The organism is Rhizobium vallis (assembly GCF_003985155.1).
Taxonomy (GTDB): Bacteria; Pseudomonadota; Alphaproteobacteria; order Rhizobiales; family Rhizobiaceae; genus Rhizobium; species Rhizobium vallis.
Genome location: NZ_ML133695.1, coordinates 108,075 through 131,863 on the forward strand (window position 1 = coordinate 108,075; position 23,789 = coordinate 131,863).

Here is a 23,789-nt window from a genome sequence, read left to right on the forward strand (position 1 = left end):
TTTAGGTTGCTATTGTCCAGATAATCGTTGATATTTCTAGTCAGGGTTTCATGAACGGCAACAGCGGAACGGCTATCCGCCTGCCCTCGCCGCCCCGGAGGCCCTTGTTTTCACTCTCAACCGAGAAGGGTCGTCGACCATGTCTACCTTGCTGACCATCAACGTGAAAAACTACGAGCCCCAGGCGCAAAGCTTCTACTTCTTCCAGCAACCGGCCATCTACACTGGCGGCGGGCAAGTCTATTCGAACAGCCTTTATTCGCAAACGCTCGGCAACTACGATAGCACGGGCTCGATCCTGACCTTCCAGGTCAACCTGCAATATTACGCCGGTATCCAGCAGTCGAATACGCCGCCGTCGATCGGCTCCGCTTCCGGCTACGCATCGGCCAGCCGCGCTGTCGATCTTGCTCCAGCGTCGGGTGGCAGCGGTAAACCGAACGACTGGACGAATGCAACCGTCAGCCCGCTCGGCCTTTCCGCGCCGACCTACGGTGAAGGGGTGCAGCCTGGCGCCTTCCGCATCACCACGCCGAGCTTCACCTCGCCGCCCTATTTCAACGTTGGCTCTGCCGTCGACGTCAATGGTGGCATCGTGCTGTCCAACTTCGTGCAGGCAAATCCGCTCAGCAATACCGATTGCCAGCCGATCCTGACATATTACGTCCAGACCGGCTCTTATACACCCGGCACCGTCATGAACTTCACCCAATCGAGCATCAACGCTGCGACCTCCGATTTCACCGGCGGCTACACCATCTGCAACGTCACCCTGAACGCCAACGGCACCTGGACCGTACAGCGCCAGTAAGCCTCGGCAGGCATGCGGGTGAAGCGTCCCCTCTTCGCCCGCATGCGCGCCATCTGCGCGATGCCGTTGCCCGTCGAGGCGGCGAACAGGCAGGATCTTAGCCGGGAGTGTCGCACGCCATGACCAGTTCGTCCTACCAGATTATCGTCCGGAACCAGTCGCAGACGACGCAATATTTTTATGTCTTTCAGAAGCAGGCCGCCTTTCCCTCCTTGACGAGCCCTTCCATTCTCGCGAGCAGCCTTGGCTGCCAGAGCGTCGGCAACTACGCGAGTTCGGGCGCCCAGATCAATTTCGGTCTGGACACGCAAGTCTATGCGGGCGCCCTCAGCACCGGGCAAGCGGTGGCGCCCTCGCAGTTCATCGCGCTCATCTCGCTCGATGCTACGCGATCGATCGTCAGCACCACCACCGCCGCCCGGCCGATCACGCTCACCACGTCGAGCGGTTCGCCTGACAACTCCACGAACTTGTCGCTCAATCCGCTCGGGCTTTCCCCGTCCGCCTACCAATCCGAAGTGCCGGTCGGAGGATTTGCCATGAACGTGCCCACCTATACGCCCATGCCGGTTCCGGAGCTCTATTGCGGCGTCGCGGCACTCAACAACGATCAGGCGATCATCCTCTCCAGCTTCGTCGCCCCTCCCCCCAACGTCATCATGAGCTGCATACCGCAGCAGATCTTTTTCGTAAAAACGGGCTTCCAGCCGCCCGGAAGCGACGTGTCCTACAACGAGACGAACGCGGCCCGCTGCGATTTCACCACCGGCTACACCACCTTCAACGTGACCTACAACGCCAACGGAACCTTTTCGGCGACGGGAGGACAATAGGCTTGGAAACCCATCCGGCGCGGACACATGAGTGGGCCATCACACCCAAAAGGAAAGGATACGCAAATGTCGATGCACACTGCGAAAACTCCCCCCACGCAGGCCTCGCGCCGCCTCGAGGTCATCCCGCAAGCGGCGTCACCCTAGCAGTTGACGCAGCCATGCCACCTGCCCGCACATCTGCGGGACGATCAACCCCTAAATGGAGAGCAATACCATGGATATGACCAGAACCCCCAAGCAGTCTGAAACCATCGGCAGCGAACTCAACGTGTTCGCCAAAGCTCCGCGCGTCGGGCAGACGCCGTCCGCGACTGAAATCGCCGCCATGATTAAGGGCGGGAAGCCGGGCGATATGGACAAGCTCGACGTCTGAGCCGGGCCGGGGACAACGCCCGGCAAATCCTCCGTCGTCATGCGCGGGAAAAGCCAGAGCATGACGGCGGGCAAGACGAGATTTGCCAACAAGCTGCAGTGACCAGCGCGGAAGCGGCGGTCACTGCTTTCTCAAGCGCCATCGGAGAGATCACGCCATGTTCAAGGGAACGATCGATCGGGAATGCCTGCCTGCGGCAGATGGGCAGCAGCAGGCTTTTCAAGGCCCGGCGGCGCGCGTTGATATTCTCGATCATCCCCTGCTCGAAAGCTTTCGCTGGGAAACGCCGGAGCGGACGATCCTGCTTTGCCGCGAACGCTGCGTCGGTCCGGACGGCCTCGGCGCGCCGCGGGCCGATTGGACGATGGAGCAGGCTCAGGCTTTCTCAGCCGCGCATCGGCAATGGCCGCTGGACTATCAGTCGGTCTTGATCGACTGCCGCACCGGCTTGGTCACCGTTTCCGCCGGTCGTGGCGGCGTTGCACCCCTCTACATCAGGGTGGCGGGCGCGCGGATCGATCTGTCATGGTCGATGGCGGACTTCTATCCCGATATCGACCTAGACGACCTCGACGTGGAGCGAACCGGCCTGCGCCTGACGGGAACCCTGCCCTACGCGGCAACGACGATGTTCCGCTCCGTCTTCATGGTGACGGAACGGGCCACACTCGTTGTCGGCCGCGACGGCGCGGTGGACGTCAAATATCCCGAGCCGGCCGAGTATTACGTTCCGACCCCTCTTCGTGACGATGCCGATATATCGGCAGCGGCTGGCGGGCTGGTCGACGCGCTGCTGCAGCGCTGGCCGTTGCAACCGGATCTGGTCGCGAGCGAATTTAGCGGCGGCCTGGATTCGGCCGTCGTGGCCGCCATCCTTGCCGCCCGCTATCCTGACCTGCCGACCTACGCGCTGGAGATCGACGGACCGGCGCGCGCGCAGCAGATCCGGCGGCGCGCGCTTGCGGTCGATCACTTCGCATTCCGGGATATGCTGCTGCCCGTCGGCGCCGTGCCCATGGTGCCCTCCTCCTTCGCCCGACATGCCGATTACGAGGCTGCCCCCTACAACGCCGATCTGCAAAGGCCGCTCGGCCGCCTGCTGAAAGCCTTCGTCGCCGCCTCCGGCGCGCGCGTGGTGGCGACAGGAACCGGGGGCGACGAGTTGCTGATGGCTCATGCCTTCGAACAGGAACCCGAGCAGCTTGCCCGCAACGTCAGCGACGCCTTTCTGCCGGAAGCCTTTCCGGCAGCCCTGTCAAAGTCCCTTAGGGATTGCCTCGCCGACTATGCCGCCCTTTGCGACAGAGCGCCCTTCCCGGTCCTGCCGATTTCGGTGCTGGAGGCGCAGGCAGCCCGCGCGCCGCTGTTTACAGCCCATGGCCTATGGCCCGTCAGCCCGTTTGCCCAGCCGGAGGCGGTCCGCTTCTATCGCAGCCTGCCTCTCGCCTGGCGGCAGCGCAAAAGCCTGCACCGCAGCCTGCTGCGGCATCTCGGCTATCCCGAGCCTTTCCTGGACATTCCGCTGCGCGAGAATTTCGAGCCCTACCTGACGCAATCCCTCGTCGCCGGAGCGGCCGAGATGGCGCTGGACCTGACGCGGAGCTGCTGCCTTCACGAGTTGGGGCTCGTCGACGCAGACCGCCTGATCGCCGCCATTAGGGCCGTCAGGCCCCATTCCTCGCTCAGCGAGGTCGGCTTCCTCTTCCATGCCTTCAATGTCGAATACATGTTGCGGCGGCTGAACGAACCGCGTTCGGCCGGCACACTTCGCGACCTTGCCGGAAGAGCCAGACACCATCAGGCTTTTCGGGCTCAAGGCGCGGCATAACCGGTTCGTCAGCTCGCGCGGACGATGTCGGCCTCCAATGCCTCCTGCTCCAGTCGCGCCGTCAGATCGGCAAAGGACTGCGGCCGTCCGAACGCGTAACCCTGAAGGGTGTGAACACCGAGATCGGCAAGCACCTTGGCATGTTCGATCGTCTCCACCCCTTCCGCGATGACTTCCATATCAAGTGCGCGCGCTATGTCGACCAGCGAACTGACCAGTCGGCGGCTCGGGACCGATTGCAGGATCGGCATCACCAGCTGGCGATCGATCTTGACACGATCCGGCCTCAGTTCGAGCAGGCCCAGCAACGAGGCATGGCCCGAGCCCAGGTCATCGATCTCGATATCGATGCCGAAGGACTTGATGGCCTCAATGTTCTGCCTGACATGATCGTTCAGGCTGTCCAGGAAGATCGTTTCGATCAGCTCGAAGCTCAACCGGCCAGGCGGTATGTCATAGCTGCCGAGCTTGGTCATCAACTCGGGATCATCGAGACGATCGGCGGAAAGATTGACGGACACCCGGATCCCTTCCAGGAGCGATGCCGAGGATTCCATATCCGCCAGCACGGCCTTCAGAATGACATCGTCAAGCTCCGCGACCAATCCATTGGAGGACGCCAGCGACAGGAAATGGGCGGGAGCGAGAATCCCCTTCGTCGGATGGTGCCATCTCGCCAGCGCTTCGACGCCATTTACCCGGAACGACTTGGCATCGACCTGAACCTGGTAGAACGGGCGGATCTGGCCGAGCGCCAGTCCCGAACGCAGATCCTGGACGAGCTGCCTTTCGGTCGCCAAGGCAGACGCCATCTCGTCGGAAAATATCTCGGCGCGATTCCGGCCGTTCCGCTTGGCATGGTACAAGGCGAGATCCGACTGCGAGAGCAGCTTGGCGAAATCGGCGCTCATCGCGCTGGCAACGCCGATCGAGCAACGGACGATCAGCGCCTGATCGCCGACGGGGATCGAACTCTCCAGACTGGTCTGAATATGATCGAGCACCGCATTGGTCTTGTCGCACTCGTCCTTCGGGATAAGCACGGCGAACTCGTCTCCGCCGAGGCGCGCCGCCACATCTCCGGCCGAAATGGCCTCCAGGAGAATTTTGCTGACGTGACGGAGAACCATATCTCCGACCGCATGCCCGAAACGGTCGTTGATCTCCTTGAAATGATCTACGTCGATATGAAGAAGCGTAACCTTGGCGCTCTGTTCCCGCGCAAGCTCCGACAGGGCGAAATCGAAGCTGCGCCGGTTCAACAGACCGGTGAGATGATCGTGGTCCGCGGCAAGCCGCGCTTCCGCCCGGCTCCTCTCAAGCTCTTTGTTGAGGAGCACGTCGTCCGTGACGTCCCATTCGGCGCCGACGAAGCAGGGATCCCCGGCGGCGTCGACGAAATAGCGGGCGCGCGAGCGCAGGTAGCGGATCGCTCCGTCCGGCCGGGTGATGCGGAACTCGGATGCATAGTCCGATTTGGTTTCGATCGCCCGCAGAAATATCGCGTTGGTCGGCCCCAGATCGTCGGGGTGGATGCTGTCGAGCCATATGACATCGAGTGGCGCCTTGGGCACGCCATAGATCGCCTTGAGCTGCTCGTCCCATCGCGTCTGCTTTTTCGCGATATTATGCTGCCAGATCCCGATCCCGGATGCCTCGAGGGCCAGGCCGAGCTGGCGAAGCAGATTCTCAAGCTCGACGTTTGTCCTGGATCGTTTGTTACTCAAGACGCTCTCGCTGTTTCGTTCGCCCAAATGTCTCATTGAATATTTGATAGAGTACTAATCAACATCTCGTCGCTCTCCGGCGCTATATTTGAACGGCCGAAAACTCCACTTTGAGATTGCCGGGAGAGGCCGCTCGACAGTCCCTGCGGGCGGCGCATTGCACGGCCGCGCCCATACGAATGATCGAAAAATGAGCATGATTGTCGATTGACTATAAAGTGAGCTTGCCATAGCGTTGAGGCAGAAATGGCATTGATCGCCAACGGCAACCGAGCCCCGATTTCCGCACCTCCTGCGGACGGGGCTTTTTTTATACCGTTCGGCCGGTCGTGCCAGCAGGTGTTCGAAGCGAGACTTTGGCGTGATCAAGAATACCACCCGTCGGAATGGTCCATTCGCTGCATGGCGGCAGGCAATTGGCTGCCGCCCATGCGGTGAGTGGCGGGACACGCCATGATCCGCAAGCCCGTCCCTCTTTCGCTTCTCTATTCGACGACGGGCCCTTATGCGGCCCTTGGCCGCGATGCCGTCGACGGCGCCCTGGCGGCGGTCGCCGAGATCAACAACAATTCCAGCCATTCCTTCCAGTTCGAGCCCAGCATCGACGATCCGGCCGGCAATGCGGAACGCTATGCCGAGCTTGCAGAGACCGCGATCCGGCAGCGGGGATGCAGGCACATCGTCGGCGCGATCACCTCCTGGAGCCGGAAGGAAGTGCTTCCGGTCGTCGAACGCCACGGTGCGTTGCTCTGGTATGCCTTTCCGCACGAGGGCTACGAGACGAGCGACAGCGTCATCTATCTGGGCGCCTGTCCCAACCAGCATCTGCTGCCGCTGTTCGGCTATGTCATGCCGCGCTACGGCCGGCGGCCGTTCATCGTCGGCTCGAACTATATCTGGGGCTGGGAAATCGGCCGCATCGCCCGCGAGATCACCGAGGCGGCCGGCAGCGAGGTGCTGGCCGAGCGCTTCGTGCCGCTGGGTTCGGAAGAAGTCGACCACCTGATCGCCGAGATCCGCCAGAAGCGGCCGGATTTCATCCTCTCCAACCTCGTCGGCCGCTCGGCCCAGGCGTTCATCCGCGCCTATGCGGAACTGCGTGAGGAAGACGCAGAGTTCAGCGCCGATCGCCGGCCGTTTGTCGCCTGCAACCTTTCGGAAATCGATCTCGCCGATCTCAGCCCGCAGGCCAAGGCCGGGCACATCGTCACCAACATCTATCTGGACAGGCTCGACACCGACGAAAACCGGCATTTCCAGGCACGATTGGCGGCGCGTCGCGGCAACGACCGGCCGGTCACCGGGCCTTTCGTCTTCGCCTATATGGCAGTTTCGGTCCTCGCCCAGGCGATCGCCGATGCCGGCACGGACGATCCCGACCTGATCCGCAAGGTGGTGACGCAACGGCGGTTCGATACGCCGATCGGCCCGATTTCGTTTGATCCGCGCACACATTATGCCGGGTTGCGGCCGTTCATCGGCAGGTCCGACAGCGAGGGCGGTTTCGAGATTTTCGAGACCGAAAACCTTGTCGTCGAGGCGGACCCCTATCTCGTGCGTTCGATTTTTCCGGGCAAGCCCGACGGCCATGCGCCGAGAAGCGGATTGAAGGTGGTGAAATGAGCCGCTTCGAACGACCGATGTTTTCCAGTTGGCGCGCGGTGATCCTGCATCGGCCGCATCCGGCCGTCGACGCGCTGACGCGGCAGCTGGAATCGCTGCATATCGAGGTCAAAGCCGTCTGGCCGCAGATCGATGAGCGGGATGCGCTTGCCGACGTCGTCTTCTTCGATGCCGACATGGGACACGACCAGCAATTTCCCTGGCCATCCGGCTTTTCCCCGATGCCGCTCGTGGCGCTGATCGGCTCGGAAGCGCCCGGACGGATCGAATGGGTGCTCGCCCAGGGCTCGAACGCGCACATGCTGAAGCCGATCGGCTCCACCGGCGCCTATAGCGCGCTGCTGATCGCATCGCATGCCTACCAGAAAGCCCGCAGCCATGCCGACGATATCCGTGCGCTCGAGGACCGGCTGCGGCAGCGGCCGATCGTCGTCAGCGCCGTATTGCAGTTGATGCAGCAGGGCTATGCCGGCGAAGCGACCGCTTTCAAGCGCTTGAGAAGCATCGCGATGGACTGGGGCATGACGATCGAGGAAGCCGCGGACGCCATCTGCAAGAACGACCGACGGACCCTGGAAAGATAATGAAGAGGGAAGACGAAACATGGAGATAACCGAAGGCTATGCACCCTATGGCGCCTATCGGACCTGGTACCGGATCAGCGGCGATCTCGCGTCCGGCAAGCCGCCGCTGATCGTCGCCCATGGCGGGCCGGGCTGCACGCATGATTATGTCGACAGTTTCAAGGATCTTGCCGCCACGGGCCGCGCCGTCATCCATTACGACCAGGTCGGCAACGGCAAATCCACGCGCCTGCCGGAAAAGGGTGGCGATTTCTGGACCGTCGATTTCTTCAAGGCGGAACTCCACAACCTGATCGACCATCTCGGCATCCGCGAGGCTTATTGCCTGCTCGGGCAATCCTGGGGCGGGATGTTGTCGGCGGAATTCTCCGTCGATCGGCCGGCCGGCCTCAAGGCGCTTGTCATCGCCAATTCGCCGGCGGCGATGAAGACCTGGATATCAGAGGCCAACCGCCTTCGCGAAGCCTTGCCGGCCGATGTGCAGGCGACGCTGCTCAAGCACGAACTGGCCGGCACGACGGATAGTCCCGAATATGCCAAGGCGACCGACGTTTTCAACGAACGTCACGTCTGCCGCATCGTCCCCATGCCGCCGGAGGTGAAGCGAACCTTCGACGCCATCGGCGAGGATCCGACCGTCTACCACACGATGAACGGCCCCAACGAATTTCATGTCATCGGCACGATGAAGGATTGGTCGATCGTCGGGCGCCTCTCGGCCATCGACATCCCGACGCTGTTGATCTCAGGCCATTACGACGAAGCGACGCAGGCCTGCGTGCAACCCTATGCCGATGAAATTCCCGACGTGCGCTGGCGGATCTTCGAACAGTCCAGCCACATGCCGCATGTCGAGGAACGCGCGGCCTGCATGGCCGAGGTCGGCGCATTCCTCGATGAGAAAGCGCCGTAAGAGCCGAGCTTTGAATGCCCAGCCGTATCGAACCAGCAAAAAATGAGGGAACAAATAATCATGACGACACGATCGACGACATATATTCGCCGTGCCGGCGCGGCCTTCGCCGGCCTTCTGCTCGCACAGACCATGCTTTCGGGGCTTGCCCATGCCGAGGACCGGGCCGCGCTGATGGCCCAGCATCGCGGCGGCACGATGACGCTCTCGGCCGTTTCGGCGGCCGGCACCATCGATCCGATGATCAACTACACCGCCCAATACTGGCAGGTCTACCAGATGACCTATGATGGCCTCGTCAAATTCAAGCAGGCCGGGGGCACGGAAGGCTTCAAGATCGTGCCCGCGATCGCCGAGGCGATGCCCGAGATTAAGAATGACGGCAAAACCTATGTGTTCAAGATCCGCAAGGGCGTCATGTTCTCGAACGGCAAGGAGGTCACCCGGCCGACGTGTTGGCCTCGTTCCAGCGGATCTTCAGGGTCAAGGGCCCGACCATGGGCAGCTTCTACAATGGCATCGTCGGCGCCGATAAATGCATGGCGGACGGCGACACCTGCACGCTTGACGGGGGTGTGATCGCCGACGAGAAGGCCGGCACCGTCACCATCAATCTCGTCGCGGCGGATTCGGAGTTCTTCGCCAAGCTCGCGGTACCGCATGCGAGCATCGTTCCGGCCGATACGCCGGCCAAGGACGCCGGCACGACCCCCGTGCCGGGAACCGGCGCCTACATGATCGAAAGCTACAATCCGAACGAACAGATGGTGCTGAAGCGCAATCCCCACTTCAAGGAATGGAGCGTCGACGCTCAACCGGACGGCTATGCCGACGAGATCGATTACAAGTTCGGCATGACGGAGGAAGCCGGCATCAACGCCGTGGTCAACGGCCAGGTGGACTGGATGTACGACACGCCGCCGGCCGACCGCCTGCCCGAGATCGGCTCGAAATATGCCAATCAGGTTCATATCGATCCGCTGGCGGCTTTCTGGTATGCGCCGATGAACGTCAATCTGCCGCCCTTCGACAACGTCAAGGCGCGACAGGCCTTGAACTATGCGCTCGATCGTGACGCGCTCGTCGGGCTTTTCGGCGGCGAGGTGCTCGCCCAGCCGACCTGCCAGATCCTGCCGCCCGATTTCCCCGGCCATGCCGATGACTGCATCTATACCAAGGACCCCGGTCCGCAATGGTCGGAAGCCGATATGGACAAGGCCAAGCAGTTGGTCGAGGAATCCGGCACGAAGGGTCAGAAGGTGACCGTGATCGCCGAGGACAACGCCGTTGCGCGCGGCATCGGCACCTATCTGCAGAGCGTGCTCAGCGACCTCGGCTACGACGCCTCGATGAAGGCGATCTCGCCCAATATTCAGTTCGCCTACATCCAGAATACCAACAACAGCGTCCAGATCAGCGTTACCCAGTGGTACATGGACTATCCGGCCGCTTCGGACTTCCTGAATGTGCTGCTCTCCTGCGACAGCTTCCACAAAGGCAGCGATTCCTCGATCAATATCTCCGGCTATTGCAACAAGGACCTCGACGCCAAGATGAAGGCGGCCATGGCCCTTTCGCTGACCGACGAAAATGCCGCCAATGCCGAATGGGCCAAGATCGACAAGGCATTTATGGCCGAAGCGCCGCTTGCGCCGCTATTTACGCCGAAGAGCGTGAATTTCACCTCCGCGCGCCTCGGCAATTATCTGTTCAACAAGCAGAATCGCTGGATCATCTCCCAGTCCTGGGTGAAGTAAACGGCTCACGGCAATGGCGTGCGTCGCGCGCCATTGCCTCTCTTCTCCAAGTCCGGACCGGCAAGAGCTCGACCATGCGTGACGGCAAGAAACCGAAATGACCCTCGTACCTGACAGTATCGCAAATCCGATGGAGAACCCGCAAAGCCGGAGCGTGCGCAAAGGCTCGGGCCCCTGGCAGCGGGCCTGGCGGCTTCTCAAGCGCGACAAGCCGACGATCGCCGCCGCCCTCGTGCTGCTTTTGATGATCCTGTCGAGCCTTGCCGCGCCGCTTTATGCGAACTCCGTGTCGGCGACCGATCCGTTTCGCTCCAATCTCAGTGGCAAGGTCACCGTCGACGGAAAGAAGGTCAAGATCATGCAGCCTTCGACGGAGGGCCTCGGTCTCGGCGTCACGCCGATCGGCCCGACCTGGGCTGCGCAATATTTCCTCGGCGCCGACACGCAGGGGCGCGATGTCGCCGCCCGGCTTCTTTACGGCGGCCGCAATTCGCTGCTGATCGCCTTCTCAGCCACGTCAATCTGTCTGGTTTTGGCGGCGCTGATCGGCATCTGCGCCGGCTTTTTCGGCGGCGCCGTCGATATGGTCCTGTCGCGGCTGCTCGACATCCTCTGGGCCTTTCCGGTCTATCTTCTGGCGATTTCCCTCTCGATCGTGCTGATCTCCAAGGGCATCGTGCTCGGCCCGATCGAGATCACCGCCGACAGCCTGCTGCTGCCGATCGGCATCATCGGCATCATCTACGTGCCCTATGTGGCGCGCCCCGTACGTGGGCGGGTGCTGGAGCTGAAGAACAGCGAATTCGTGCTGGCAGCGATCGGGCTCGGCATTCCCGAATGGCGCATCCTCTGGAAGGATATCCTGCCCAACGTCGCCACGATGCTGATCGTGTTCATTCCGCTGATGATGGCGCTCAACATCGTCACGGAATCGTCCCTGTCCTTCCTTTCGATCGGCGTGCAGGCGCCGGATGCGAGCTGGGGAACGATCATCCAGGACGGACAGACCCTGCTTTACACGCGCCCCGCCGTGGCGCTGGCGCCCGGCATCGCCATTGCGCTCACCGTGCTCTCGCTCAACGTGCTCGGCGACAGCATCCGCGACGTGCTCGATCCGCGCACCAAGATCGTCTGAAGGAGCGGAAATGGTCTTTGCAATCCTTCAGCGTCTCGGCCAGATGGCCTTCGTCATGTTCGGCATCTCGGCGCTGGTGTTCCTGATCTTCTTCGCCACGCCCGGTTCCGATCCGGCCGCCCGCATCGCCGGCCGCAACGCCTCGCAGGAGACGATCGCGCAGATCCGCATCGAATTCGGCTTCGACCGGCCACTGCCGGTGCAATATGTGCTGATGATGAAACGTCTGTTCGTGACGCAGGATCTCACCTCCTACGTCAATCGCGGCATGCGCATCGTGCCGCAGGTTGCCGAAGCCGCGCCGGTGACGCTGTCGCTGGTGTTCGGCGCCGCCGTGCTCTGGGTGGTCGGCGGCATCGTCTTCGGCGTCGCCGCCGCCATGGCCCGCGACACCCTGCTCGACCGGGGGCTGATGGCGCTGGCGCTGATTGGCGTCTCCATGCCGGTCTACTGGCTGGGCGAGGTGATGAACCTGATCTCGCAGAGCCGCTTCCACGACAGCTGGGCGTTTTCCTGGGTTCCCGCACTCGGCTACAAGCCGCTATTGTCAGATCCTGTCGGCTGGTTCCTGACGCTGATCATTCCCTGGGCGACGCTTGCCGCTCTCTATGTCGGCATCTATGGCCGGGTGCTGCGCGCCAATCTCGTGGAAGCCTATCAGGAGGACTATATCCGCACCGCCCGCGCCAAGGGGCTAAGCCCGGCCCGGGTGATGCTCAGGCATGCGCTGCGGACCTCGCTGATCCCGTTCGTGACCATGTTCGGCCTCGATTTCGGCGCCCTTGTCGGCGGCGCCGCCCTTCTGACGGAAGTGGTCTTCAGCCTGAACGGCGTCGGGCGCCTCACCTATCAGGCGCTGCTCAACCTCGATCTCCCGATGATCCTCGGCACCGTGATGTATGCCTCGTTCTTCGTGGTGCTCGCCAACGCGTCCGTCGACATCGTCTACGTGCTGATCGATCCGCGCGTGAGGAAAAACTGACGATGCAGAACGTGGAAAAGCCCATCCTTCTCGATGTCCAGGGCCTCACGGTTTCGTTCGTCACCGATGGCGGTCTCGTCCGGGCCGTGGACGACGTTTCCTTTTCCGTGCGCGAAGGAGAAATCCTGTCGATCGTCGGCGAATCCGGCTCCGGCAAATCGGTGACGCTGCTGTCGCTGCTCGGCCTGCACGATCCGAAGACCACCGATGTCGATGGCGCCGTCGCCTTTCGCGGGGAGCGGATTCTCGAACTTTCGGCAAGCGCCATGCGCCGTATCCGCGGCAAGGAAATCGGCCTCATCTCGCAGGACCCGATGACGGCGCTGACCCCGGTCTACAGGATCGGCTGGCAGATCGCCGAACAGATCCGCGCCCATGAGCCGATCTCGGCCCGGGCCGCCCGCTTGCGGGCGATCGAGCTTCTCGGCGAAGTCGGCTTCTCCAACCCGACCGAGGCAGCCGAGCGCTATCCGCACCAGCTCTCAGGCGGCATGCGCCAGCGCGCGGTGATCGCCATGGCGCTTTCCTGCCGGCCGGCGCTGCTCGTCGCCGACGAGCCGACGACGGCGCTCGACGTGACCGTGCAGGCGCAAGTGCTCGACCTGCTGCTCAGGCTGCGCAGCGATTTCGGCCTGGCGATCGTCCTCATCACCCACGACATGGGCGTGGTCTCCGAGGTCGCCGACAAGGTGGCGGTGATGTATGCCGGCCGCATCGTCGAGCGCGGCACGACGCGCGAGATCTTCTCCAATCCCGTTCATCCCTATACCTGGGGCCTGATGGCCTCGATCCCGCCGCTGATCGGCGAGCGGCCGGAGCGGCTGATTTCGATCGGCGGCATGCCGCCGACACCAGGCAGCATTCCCGAGGGCTGCGGCTTCCAGCCGCGTTGCCGCTTCGCCCGGGCCGAATGCGCCGCCCGTCCGCCGACCCGCCACATCGGCGATCAGTCGGTGCTCTGCGTGCTCGACGGAGCAGAACGCGACGCACTGCGCAAGACCGTCCTCACATCGGAGGAGCTCGCATGAGCGCGAACGGAAACGTGAAGCCGCTGCTTTCCGCCGAGGCGCTGACCAAGAACTTCGTCGTCGGCAAAACCGTCTGGCCGGGTTCGGGCCGCACCCTGCATGCCGTCGACGAAATCAGCCTCGATGTCTATCCCGGCGAGACACTTGGCCTGGTCGGAGAATCCGGCAGCGGCAAATCCACGCTCGGCCGCTGCCTGACACGGCTCTACGATATCACCGCCGGCCGGCTGACCTTCGACGGCCAGGATATTTCGAAAGCAGAGAAGCGCGCGCTTACACCAGTACGGCGCAGGATGCAGATGATCTTCCAGGATCCCTCGTCCTCGCTCAATCCGCGCCGCAAGGTGCGCGACATGCTGGGTGAGGTCCTGAAGGTGCACGACATCGTCAAGGGAACGGCAATCGACGACCGGCTGGCCGAACTGATGGAAACAGTCGGCCTGCGCCGCGAATTTCTCGACCGCTACCCGCACGAATTCTCCGGTGGCCAGCGCCAGCGCATCGGCATCGCCCGCGCGCTCGCCGTCGAGCCGGCGCTGATCGTTGCCGACGAGCCGGTGTCAGCGCTCGACGTTTCGGTGCAGGCGCAGATCGTCAACCTGTTCGCCGACCTGCGCCAGCAGCTGAACCTCACCTATGTCTTCATCGCCCATGACCTGGCCGTGGTTCGCCAGGTATCGAGCCGGGTGGCGGTCATGTATCTCGGATCGATCGTCGAGGTCGGCGAGACGGATGCGCTGTTCGGCACGCCGCGTCATCCCTATACGCAGGCGCTGCTTTCGGCCGTTCCCCAGCCGCACAACCGCGGCAGACAGGGGCGCATCCTGCTCGAGGGCGAGATTCCGAGCCCGCTCGATCCGCCCAAGGGCTGCAAATTCTCGACCCGCTGCCCGCACGCGAAGCCGCTTTGCCACGAGGTCCGGCCGCAATTGGCCGGCGAAGCCGGCCGCCACACCGTCGCCTGCCATTTTCCGCTTGCGTGAAGGCTCAGACGGTTCGCGCCCAAATCCTGCTTCAACATGGTAGTCTGTTTGCGGACCGCCCGCTCCCGACAGCGTTGACGACAGCAGCTCCGCAAAACGGCGCAGCGGTTTTTCAAGTCCGCAATTGCGCAAACACGAAAAGAGATAGAGCATCGCCGTGACTCGAAGAAAACGGAAATGGTAATCTGAGGAGACAGTCATGGAATTGAAGGACGTAACATTGTTTCGGCAGGCCGCCTTGGTTGGCGGCAATTGGATCGAAGCCCGTGCGGACAATGCGATCGGGGTGGACAATCCGGCGACCGGCGAGATCATCGGCCGGGTTCCCAACCTGGGTGCCGCAGAGACCAAAACGGCGATTGCCGCAGCCGCTACCGCGCAGAAGGAATGGGCGGGGCGCACCGCCAAGGAACGCTCAGTGATCCTGCGGCGCTGGTTCGAGCTGATGATGGCAAATCAGGACGATCTCGGCCGCATCCTGACAGCCGAACAGGGCAAGCCGCTCCCCGAAGCCAAGGGCGAGATCGCCTATGGTGCAAGCTTCATCGAATGGTTTGCCGAGGAGGCGCGGCGCGTCTATGGCGACATCGTTCCCGGCCATCAGAAGGACAAGCGCATCCTTGTCATGAAGCAGCCGATCGGCGTCGTCGCCGCCATCACCCCTTGGAATTTCCCGAATGCGATGATCACCCGCAAGGCTGGACCGGCCTTTGCCGCCGGCTGCGCCATGGTGCTGAAGCCGGCCTCGCAGACGCCGTTTTCGGCGATCGCCATCGCCATCCTCGCCGAACGCGCCGGTTTCCCCAAGGGCCTGTTCAGCGTGCTCACAGGCTCGGCGCGCGCCATCGGCGGCGAGATGACCGCAAGCCCCGTCGTGCGCAAGCTGACCTTCACCGGCTCGACCGAAGTCGGCGCCGAGCTTTACAAACAGAGCGCCCCGACCATCAAGAAGCTCGGGCTGGAACTCGGCGGCAATGCGCCTTTCATCGTCTTCGACGATGCCGATCTCGATGCCGCCGTCGAAGGCGCGCTGATCGCCAAGTTCCGCAACAACGGCCAGACCTGCGTCTGCGCCAACCGGCTCTATGTGCAGGAGGGCGTCTATGACGCCTTTGCCGAGAAGCTGTCGAAGGCGGTCGGCGGTCTGAAAACAGGCAACGGTTTCGACGAAGGCATTAATCTCGGTCCGCTGATCGATGAATCGGCCCTTGCCAAGGTCGAAGAGCACGTCGCCGATGCGCTTTCCAAGGGCGGCCGCGTCATTTCCGGCGGTCATCGCCACCCCCTCGGCGGACGCTTCTACGAGGCGACCGTGCTGGCCGACGTCACCGCCGCCATGGCCGTCGCCCGGGAAGAGACCTTCGGGCCGGTCGCTCCCCTCTTCCGCTTCAAGGATGAGGCCGATGTGATTGCCCAGGCCAATGACACCGAGTTCGGCCTCGCCTCCTATTTCTACGCCAAGGATCTTTCCCGTGTCTTCCGTGTCGCAGAAGCGCTGGAATACGGCATGGTCGGCGTCAACACCGGGCTGATCTCGACGGCCGAAGCCCCCTTCGGCGGCGTCAAGCTCTCCGGCCTCGGCCGCGAAGGCTCGAAATACGGCATCGAGGAATTCACCGAAATCAAATATGTCTGCCTCGGCGGCATCGCCTGAGGCCAGCGATCCGGTCGCCGAAGGACAAGAGATAGTTCTGCGCGTTCGCCCTCAGCGGGGCGCGCAGGACAGTCCTTCTCCGCTTTGCTTTGCGGCAAGAGCGGCGAGCAGTTTTTTCCAGTTTTCGTCGTGTTTTGCGACATTATCTTGATCAGCCCAGGCCTTGACCGACCTGGCCGCGTCGCCGTCCTCGTAGTTTTCCGCGATATCGCTGTGCAGCGCCAGGACCAGCGTTTCGACGTCCCGGGCAGAGAGGATTTCGGTCTGCGACGTGTTCTCCGGGTTGGTGAAGGAGAGCGAATTGGGCAGCAGCCAATGCGTTCCGATCCCGCCGTCCCTGTAAACGCGCGGCATGGTGATCTCGTGGATGCTGACCTCCGAATGATGATCGCAGTAGAGCTTCTCGATCGCCGCGCGAAGCTCCGTCTCCAGCCCGAGGCCGAGCTGGCCGCCGGCGCCGAGCACCGAGCCGAAACCAAAACTCTCGCTGTAGCGGCCCGCCGAGGCCGAGACGTCGGCGATGACGACATGCAGCGGCGGCAGCGCCTGCGAGGGCGCCGACCGGAAGGCATCACGGATGGAATAGTAGAGCGTCATGGCGCCACGGTTTTCGACAGCTCCGCCGTCGGTGACCCAGTATCGCTTCCCCATTTGGCCGGGGGTCTCGATGTCGATCGCCGCATCGGGAAAGACCGGCGGAAAGTTTGCGCTGAGCGCCGCGGCGCGCCCGATCGATATGTCAGCATTGTCGAGCGTGACGAGCTGCATGTGCAGCGATCCGTCCTCCGGCGGAGGCGCCGGCGCGGCAAGATTGGTCAGCACCAGCCGCCCGCCCGCCTGCGCCGCATCCAGGAATTGGCGGCATTGCGTCGCCTTCTCGGGCAGCGAAAGGCTCGGATCGACGTCGCAGAAAGGGCTGTTGCCGGAAGAAGGGCGGTCGGCAGAAAAAGATCCGACAATCGCGGTGTTGAGCATCAGGCCGAAGGATGGCGCTTCCATCGTTGCGGCGCCCATCTCGCAGACGAACGATTCGGAGAGAATGGCGCCCAGTCTTGACCGCGCCGGGGTCCAACCGTTGGTGCTCTGATCCCCCGTCTTGGCTTCATGGCAGGCCGAAGACGCCCAGTGCCAGCGGCCGAAGGCGAAGCGCATGTCGCTCGCGCCATCGATCACCTGTTCGATGAAGGGCATTGCCATGGCCTGCGAGAAATCATCCCATGCCTTGACGTCCAGGGAGTCGCGCGGCCGGCGAAGTTCCTTCTCGTGAAGCGCGAAATAGCCGAGTGCGGCGCTGCCGCCCGACACGCCGCTGACCAGCATGACGTTGCAGATCTGGTCGTGTTCGGCCAGCCCCCGCAACAGCGAGGCGGTGTAGATCGCCGCCCGCGTGCCGCCGCCGGAGGCGACGACCGCAATTCTCGGCGTGGTGGGCTGGAGGGTCGCGCAGCTCTCGCCGTTGCGCTCACCGCTTGCAAACAAGAATGCTGCCGGCTGTTTGCCCACATGCCGTTCGGAACGGATCGCAAGTTCCGGCGGCTGGATCGCCCACAGGAAGCTGAAGGCAGCGGGACCACCGATCAGGCCATAGGCGAGAGCGCCGACGAGGGCGGGATAGACGAGCGTCGAACGCTGGAAATTGCGCAAGCTGGCAAGCAGGTCTCCTGCCGGAGCCTGATCGACGGGCAGGCGCTCCAGCTGCGCGCGAAACTGGGCGAGCAGTTCCGCCGGCGTCATGAACTGGATCGCCCTGTTCGACGCGGCCTTGGTCTGTCGCTGGTACCGATCCTCGTAGCGGCCCTCGATCTTCAGGCGTCCCGCGCCATGCAGCGCGATCGTCCGGCCCTGTTTCTGGACCGTGCTCAAAGTCTCGCTGCCTTCATAATCGTAAGCGATTTCAACCGGCGTGATCACCTGGTGCTGCTTGTCAATGAGGCGCATGAGCCGGCGCGCGACGAAGTGATCGCACCAGAAGCCGTAGTACCAGGCGACGGCATAGGCGAAGACGATGTAGCGCATGAGCGTCGTGTTGCCGTAGCCTCCGGAGCCGGCGTTGAAGAGATAGGTGATGTAATGGACATCGGCGAGGCGAAGCACGGCGACGACGATGACGAGAACGCTGATGACCCGCTGCGGGCCGATGAAGAAGAGGCGTCCGATCGTCTGCAGGATTTCCATCAGCCGATCGAACAGGATGCCGAGGAAAAGGGCGATCCATGCGACGGCGGCGGTCACGTAGAAAGCGTAGCCGAGATAGTGGTCCGGCACGAACAGGGTGAGCAGCGATCCGGGCAGAAGCAGCTCGACCGGATAGCGGATCGGCGCGATGAACAGGGCTGACGCCAGCGCGGCGATCGGCCCCCGGCCCATGAAATCGTATCGGTTCTTCGGCAGGAAGAGCTCCACCTTCGCCAGGCTGTCGGCAAGCCCGCCGCCTGCATTGGAGCGGAACAGGCTCCGCGAGAGCAGCCAGGCCGCCGGGAGCGCAAGAACGAGTGCGAAGACGATCGCCGCTCCGACATGCAGGCGGGGCCGCGCCGTCATCATGCCATAGGTTTCCGGGCGCGAATTGATGATGAGAAGCGCGGTAAGGACCGCAAGGATGACGAGCTGCCCGGCCAGCAGATACTGGTTGAAGAGCGCCTGCCTGCTGGCGGCCGCATGCAACAGGAAAAGAAGCGCGAAACCGATGGCAAGCAGGCCGAGATTGCCCCAGCGCATATCGACGGTCGGGCCGAGCGCCATGGCAAGCGTCAGAATGGCCGCGAGCGCCGGCACGAACCAGGCATAACCGTCCGGGGCAAGCCATCGCCAGGCGAGGCGTCGGTTTGGCGGCAGCGGCTGGTTCAGCCAGGCATCGAATTCCCGCCACCATCGGACGAAGCGTCGAACCTGTTCGCCGAGCCAATTGTAGATGCTGGTTTCCCGATGGATGCGGTGTTCGTTCATGACAGTGTTCCAATCAGCTGTCGGCGAGAATGACGTCGGCCGCCTTCTCGGCGATCATGTAGACGGCAGTGGCAAGGAAGTAGCCGGGAATGCGGGGAAAGACGGAAGCATCGACGACGCGCAGACCTTCGATGCCGTGCACCCGGAAGCGGCTGTCGAGCACACCACCACCTTCGCGGGGGCCGATGGCGCAGGTGCCGCAGGCATGGTGGCCCCAGGCGTTTTCGGCGACGTAGCGACGAAGCGCATCGTCGCTCTCGTTTTGCCGGCCGGGCTCCTCTTCGCTTGTGATGAGACCGTCCATCGCATCGTTGACCTTCCTGACGAAGCGGATGGCATGGACGACCGCATCGAGATCGAGGTCGTAATTGCCGGTTCCCTCGAAGAAGGAGTGAAACATTACGGCAGGCAGGGTCGCGGGATCGGCGCTTCGCAGCCGCACCGTTCCACCCTGGTTTTCGGTATAGGCCTTGAGGATCGCCCAGGTCATGTAATCCGGCTTGCGGATGCGCTCGGAATAGCCGGGATAATAGCCGCGGAAATCGGCCAGCAGCGAAAAGCAATGCAGGTCCGGCTCCGTGAGCGTGTCGCGGGATTTGAGCGTCAGGGAAAACATGACGCCGTTGCTCGTATAGTTGCCGATCCTGAATCTGCGCCAGCGCCGGTAATGGGCGTCGCGGGTCGTATAGGTGACACCCTTCAGCGCCGACCATGGTTCGGTGACCCGGCTGACGACACCGACCTCGTAGCGATCCTGCAGGTTCCGTCCGACGCCGGGAAGCGCTTCCACGACACGAATCTTGTGCTTCTTGAGATGGCCGGGATCGCCGATGCCCGACAGCATCAGAAGCTGCGGCGAGGCGAAGGCGCCGCCTGCGAGGATGATCTCCCGGCCGGCCCGGATGATCTCCTCGCGCCCTTCCCCGTCGATGCAGCGAACTGCGACCGCCCGTTTGCCTTCGAATTCGATACGCGTAACCGTGGTGTTGAGGCGAAGCGTCAAACGGTCGGGATGCCGTTTCATTACCTCGAGCAGCCGCTCGCGCGGCCCGTGCCTGACGTGACGGCGCGTCGAAAGCGGGGTGACGCGCACGCCGCAGGCGCCAATGTTCCAGTTGCGATTGTCGTTGGGATCGATCTCGGTCGTCTCCCAGTCGGAGCCCCGCTTGCCGAAGGCATCGGCGGCCGCACCGACGCAGCGAAGCAGAGCCCGCCACAGCGGCCAATCGCGCAAAGCTCGCAGCGGCAGAGCGCGCTCCGTCGTCATCCATCCCCACCAACCATGGCCGGTCGGATTGAATCCCGTTACGGCGGCGAGCCACCGCCACAGGAAGAAGCGGTAGCGGCAGCGCTCGATGCGCTCGAAATAGCGCTGCATGTGCGAGGCCTTCCAGCTTTCGTCGCCGGTAATCGCAAAGATGTGGTTCCAGTCGCAATGATTGGGCCGGACGATGATCATCGCGTGATGGGCGGTGCAGCCGCCGAGCCCGCGCACGCGCGGATAAAGCACGCCGTCCTTTTCCCTGGAGTAGCGCCAGTCGCGCTCCTGCATCTCCTGATTTTCGTAGTGGCGCACCCAATGGTTCTCGGCCATGCCGGGATGTTCCGAGGCGAAGGCATGAAAGGCCGGCACGCGGGAAGCATCGGCAAGCGGCATGTCGGAACTGTCGTCCACCGTGGCCAGCGGATCGCCGCCGGCTTCGATGACGAGCACGGTCCGGCCCTCTTCGGCGAGCCGCGCGGCGAGGACGGCGCCGCCCGCCCCGCTGCCGATGACGATATAATCGTGGGTCGGCGCGCCGGACATGGTCAGAACTGCTTTAGATAGGAAATCAGGGCATTCTTGTCCGATTGCGGCAGAGCAGCGCCGAAGCTGTGCCCGCCATTGACGACGTAATCCGGGCACTTGCTCAAGCCCACCAGGCGGTCGATGAGCTTGGTATCGCGCACCACCTTCTCGGCTTTGGCAAGCACGGCGGGATCGGCAAGCTCCTCCGGCGTGCATTGCCCGCCGAGCTCGGAAAAGGCCCCGATCAGCGCCGGGCCGTTGGCGATCAGGCGCTTGTAATTAGCAAGCTTGTCCTCGTCGTCATTGTCGGGCAGCAGCTCCGTATTGGTCAGCGCGTTGACGGGGAAACCGGCCGGGAACGGGCCGACGGTGATCGAGCCGTCCTTCTTGAAGGCCCAGCCGGCAACCTTGTTCATCAGGCCGGTGAAGGGCCTGACCTTGTCGGGCACGAAGCCTGCCGGGACGATGAGGCAGGAGGGAGCGCTGGTGCGGTAGATATAGCCCGGCACCGGCGCCTCGGTCATCTTGTCCATGCGGCGCGTCTGCGGCGAGAGCATCTGGCGGATGGAGCGGTCGAAAACCCCAAGCCTGTTTTCGACGCAGGGCAGATAGGGATCGCCGGCATCCGCCGCCGGGCAGGCGGTGCCGCGACCACCGCCGTAGCCGCCGGCATAGCTTTGATTGTAGTAGTCGGTTCCGTAATAGCTGTCCTCGTGGCCGACCGAATTGTTGAGCAGGAAGGGCGCTGTCGACCAGAGGCTGACGAGCGAGGGCGGCCTCAGATAGCCGCGGCCGTTGCCTCCCGCCTGCAGTGGCGTTGCCGCCCCGGAAACCGGATGATTGACGGTCACCTCATGCGGCGGCGGCAGCGACTTGTAGGTGGAAGAGGTGAAATTGTCCCAGATGTCGCCGGAAAGCCCGTTTGTGGCGATCGCGCTGCAGGCATTGGTGCGCACGACATCCATCGGCACGCGCCGTTCCGTCGAGAGGTAATTGCCGTCGAGGAAATCCTTTCCATCGGCATCCTTTTCGGTGACGAGCTTGACCATGCCGGCCTTGAAGGCATCCGATTGCGCCCAGGCCCAATAGCGGTCCCAGCATTCGCGATAGTGCGGGCCGGACCCGCCGCCTGCGCAGATGCCCTGATCGACGCCGAGATCCGGCGCCGGCACCGGCTGCTTGCTCGAATGGCAGGCGGCGCAGTTTTCGGCAAAGACGATCTTGCCGCGCTCGACCTCGGCCGGATCGCGTGCTTCGAGCACCTTTGCTCCGACCGGCGTGTCCTTGAGGTGATCGGCGCGGGCGGCAACCAGGAAGAAGATCGCCATATCAGGCGTCATTGCTTCGGTCGCCTGCCAGTAGACGGAGTTCTTCTCAGCGTCGGCGATGCGGATCGGCGAGATCTTCTGTCCGCCGAGGAAGGGGCGGAAATGCAGCAGCCATTCCTCGCTGAAGAGGCCGATATTGAGATAGACGCGATTGAGCGCGCCGAGCGTGCCGACGGAATCGGCGCCGTCCTTGAGCACGCGCATCGAGGCGACCGTGCCGGTCGCCTTGTCGTAAAGCGAACCGAAGGCCGCGGTCTGCGGATAGTCCTGCGCCTGCTTGTTGTCCTTCTCGTCTCCCTTGATGATTTCCTTGCCCGTCTTCGCCCCGATGCGCAGCCGCTCCAAGACGTCGTAGACGGCGTTCATCGTGCGGGGGTTGTTCATGTAATCGCTGGAGACAAGTGAGGTATCGAGCGAACCTGGCGGGTTCGTATGGAACAGCTGGAAGAGGAAGTTCGCCTCGTTCGGGGCTGGCTCTCCCGGCGTCGCGCGCGGTTTGGTGTTCCAGAAGAAGATGCGGTCAACCCAGAAATACTGGGCGCCGGGATTGGAGGAGATTTCAGAAAATTCCGGGCGCTCGACATTCTTCGGCGGATTGATCGGATTGGGACCGACATGGCAGAAGGCGCAGGACATGCCGACGCGATAGGGACGCACGAGATCCTTGTCGTTGTAATAGGACGGATCGGTGTAGTAGCGCAGCGCATCCCAATGTTCGGCGGCCTTGCTGTCGAAATCGGGATTGGGGAAGAGACGCAGGCCCATCACGCCCGTCGGCTCGCCATAATAAGAGCCGACCGGGATTTTCTTGTCTTCGCCCTTCACCTTGACCGTAGTGCCGCGCGCGCCGATCTGGACGCCGGGATAGCGGGCATCGGCCTCGGCATTGCCGCCGAAACTATCGGCTGCGCAGTCCGTTTTGCGCTGATCGAGCCACAGCCCCCAATGATTGGGATCGGCGCCTTTCGGGGTGTCGAAGCAGGGTTCGTTGACGAGCCCGAGATAGCGGAAGCGGTTGTCGCGGCCATAGGCCATCGTCGGGTAGGAGGAGACGGTCTTCAGGAGATCGAAGGAACCGATCGTTGCGCGGGCGGCGAAATCCCAGAAGCGGTCGTTGCCGCCGGTCCAGACGATCCAGGCGTTCTGTCCGCGGATCGCCGCCTTGCGGACGGCCTCCGGATCGAGCCCGGTGGCGGTGGCGACTTCCTTGATCTCGGGGGGATAATCGGCGCCGGCTGCCGGCGGCAGCAATAGGCCCTTGTCCATGGCCGCGAAGTAAGGCTCGCCCGCCCCGGGAAATTCCTCGACCGTGCGATGGACTTTCTTCGCCTCATCCTCGACATGGCCGAACTGGCTCGCATCCGGCTCGATCAGCCACCAGACGATGAGCGCAACCGCAGCGATGGCGATGACGGCGAGGGTGACGACGGCCGCCACGATCCAGGCGAAAAACCGCACGATGCGCTGTCTGACGTTTGCCATTGCCCCCTCC

18 protein-coding genes are annotated in these 23,789 nt (G+C 63.0%); 14 read left to right on the plus strand and 4 right to left on the minus strand.

Annotation, left to right across the window (positions count from 1 at the left end):
• Nucleotides 1-139: 139 nt before the first annotated feature.
• From EFQ99_RS25045 to EFQ99_RS25055, 4 genes are all read left to right on the plus strand, one after another.
• Nucleotides 140-811 carry a hypothetical protein gene (locus EFQ99_RS25045; RefSeq protein ID WP_126923905.1) on the plus strand — a complete coding sequence of 224 codons (672 nt, stop codon included), beginning with the start codon at nt 140-142 and terminating at the stop codon, nt 809-811.
• 119 nt (nt 812-930) lie between these two features.
• A complete protein-coding gene (locus EFQ99_RS25050) occupies nt 931-1,644 on the plus strand; it encodes a hypothetical protein (RefSeq protein WP_164736439.1) in 714 nt (237 codons plus the stop codon).
• Nucleotides 1,645-1,861: 217 nt separating this feature from the next.
• Nucleotides 1,862-2,020, plus strand: coding sequence for a hypothetical protein (locus EFQ99_RS35145; protein WP_164736440.1), 159 nt, complete (start codon nt 1,862-1,864; stop codon nt 2,018-2,020).
• A gap of 157 nt (nt 2,021-2,177) precedes the next feature.
• Complete coding sequence (locus EFQ99_RS25055) at nt 2,178-3,848, plus strand: asparagine synthase-related protein (protein WP_126923906.1); 1,671 nt, start codon at nt 2,178-2,180, stop codon at nt 3,846-3,848.
• An 8-nt stretch (nt 3,849-3,856) separates the two neighbouring features.
• On the opposite strand, the gene EFQ99_RS25060 is transcribed toward EFQ99_RS25055, so the two are convergent.
• Nucleotides 3,857-5,575 carry a putative bifunctional diguanylate cyclase/phosphodiesterase gene (locus EFQ99_RS25060; RefSeq protein WP_342635427.1) on the minus strand — a complete coding sequence of 573 codons (1,719 nt, stop codon included), beginning with the start codon at nt 5,573-5,575 and terminating at the stop codon, nt 3,857-3,859.
• Nucleotides 5,576-6,028: 453 nt separating this feature from the next.
• Here EFQ99_RS25060 and EFQ99_RS25065 point away from each other — a divergent pair, with 453 nt between their 5' ends.
• From EFQ99_RS25065 to gabD, 10 genes are all read left to right on the plus strand, one after another.
• Nucleotides 6,029-7,198, plus strand: a complete 1,170-nt coding sequence (locus tag EFQ99_RS25065) for a transporter substrate-binding protein (RefSeq protein WP_126923908.1) — start codon at nt 6,029-6,031, stop codon at nt 7,196-7,198.
• On the plus strand, nt 7,195-7,782 hold the full coding sequence (locus EFQ99_RS25070; RefSeq protein ID WP_126923909.1) for an ANTAR domain-containing response regulator: 588 nt from the start codon (nt 7,195-7,197) through the stop codon (nt 7,780-7,782). Before EFQ99_RS25065 ends, EFQ99_RS25070 begins: the two co-directional genes overlap by 4 nt.
• Nucleotides 7,783-7,801: 19 nt before the next feature.
• Complete coding sequence (locus tag EFQ99_RS25075) at nt 7,802-8,695, plus strand: proline iminopeptidase-family hydrolase (protein WP_126923910.1); 894 nt, start codon at nt 7,802-7,804, stop codon at nt 8,693-8,695.
• A gap of 60 nt (nt 8,696-8,755) precedes the next feature.
• Nucleotides 8,756-9,274 (plus strand): ABC transporter substrate-binding protein, encoded by a 519-nt coding sequence (locus EFQ99_RS36020; RefSeq protein ID WP_281024289.1) that lies wholly within the window; start codon nt 8,756-8,758, stop codon nt 9,272-9,274.
• A complete protein-coding gene (locus EFQ99_RS25080) occupies nt 9,193-10,452 on the plus strand; it encodes an ABC transporter substrate-binding protein (protein WP_281024290.1) in 1,260 nt (419 codons plus the stop codon). Before EFQ99_RS36020 ends, EFQ99_RS25080 begins: the two co-directional genes overlap by 82 nt.
• 97 nt (nt 10,453-10,549) lie before the next feature.
• Nucleotides 10,550-11,587 carry an ABC transporter permease gene (locus tag EFQ99_RS25085; RefSeq protein ID WP_126923911.1) on the plus strand — a complete coding sequence of 346 codons (1,038 nt, stop codon included), beginning with the start codon at nt 10,550-10,552 and terminating at the stop codon, nt 11,585-11,587.
• A 10-nt stretch (nt 11,588-11,597) separates the two neighbouring features.
• A complete protein-coding gene (locus EFQ99_RS25090) occupies nt 11,598-12,569 on the plus strand; it encodes an ABC transporter permease (protein ID WP_126923912.1) in 972 nt (323 codons plus the stop codon).
• Nucleotides 12,570-12,571: 2 nt separating this feature from the next.
• Entirely contained in the window at nt 12,572-13,597 is a 1,026-nt protein-coding gene (locus EFQ99_RS25095; RefSeq protein WP_126923913.1) for an ABC transporter ATP-binding protein, read from the plus strand.
• Nucleotides 13,594-14,580, plus strand: coding sequence for an ABC transporter ATP-binding protein (locus EFQ99_RS25100; RefSeq protein ID WP_126923914.1), 987 nt, complete (start codon nt 13,594-13,596; stop codon nt 14,578-14,580). Before EFQ99_RS25095 ends, EFQ99_RS25100 begins: the two co-directional genes overlap by 4 nt.
• A 199-nt stretch (nt 14,581-14,779) precedes the next feature.
• The gene (gabD, locus tag EFQ99_RS25105; RefSeq protein ID WP_126923915.1) at nt 14,780-16,234 is read left to right on the plus strand and encodes an NADP-dependent succinate-semialdehyde dehydrogenase; all 1,455 of its coding nucleotides are present in this window, start codon (nt 14,780-14,782) and stop codon (nt 16,232-16,234) included.
• A gap of 51 nt (nt 16,235-16,285) precedes the next feature.
• On the opposite strand, the gene EFQ99_RS25110 is transcribed toward gabD, so the two are convergent.
• The 3 genes from EFQ99_RS25110 to EFQ99_RS25120 are packed head-to-tail and all read right to left on the minus strand — an operon-like array spanning nt 16,286 to nt 23,779.
• Nucleotides 16,286-19,180, minus strand: coding sequence for a patatin-like phospholipase family protein (locus EFQ99_RS25110; protein WP_126923916.1), 2,895 nt, complete (start codon nt 19,178-19,180; stop codon nt 16,286-16,288).
• 13 nt (nt 19,181-19,193) lie between these two features.
• Nucleotides 19,194-20,987 (minus strand): GMC family oxidoreductase, encoded by a 1,794-nt coding sequence (locus tag EFQ99_RS25115; RefSeq protein WP_126923917.1) that lies wholly within the window; start codon nt 20,985-20,987, stop codon nt 19,194-19,196.
• 2 nt (nt 20,988-20,989) lie between these two features.
• Nucleotides 20,990-23,779 (minus strand): c-type cytochrome, encoded by a 2,790-nt coding sequence (locus EFQ99_RS25120; protein WP_126923918.1) that lies wholly within the window; start codon nt 23,777-23,779, stop codon nt 20,990-20,992.
• Nucleotides 23,780-23,789: the final 10 nt, after the last annotated feature.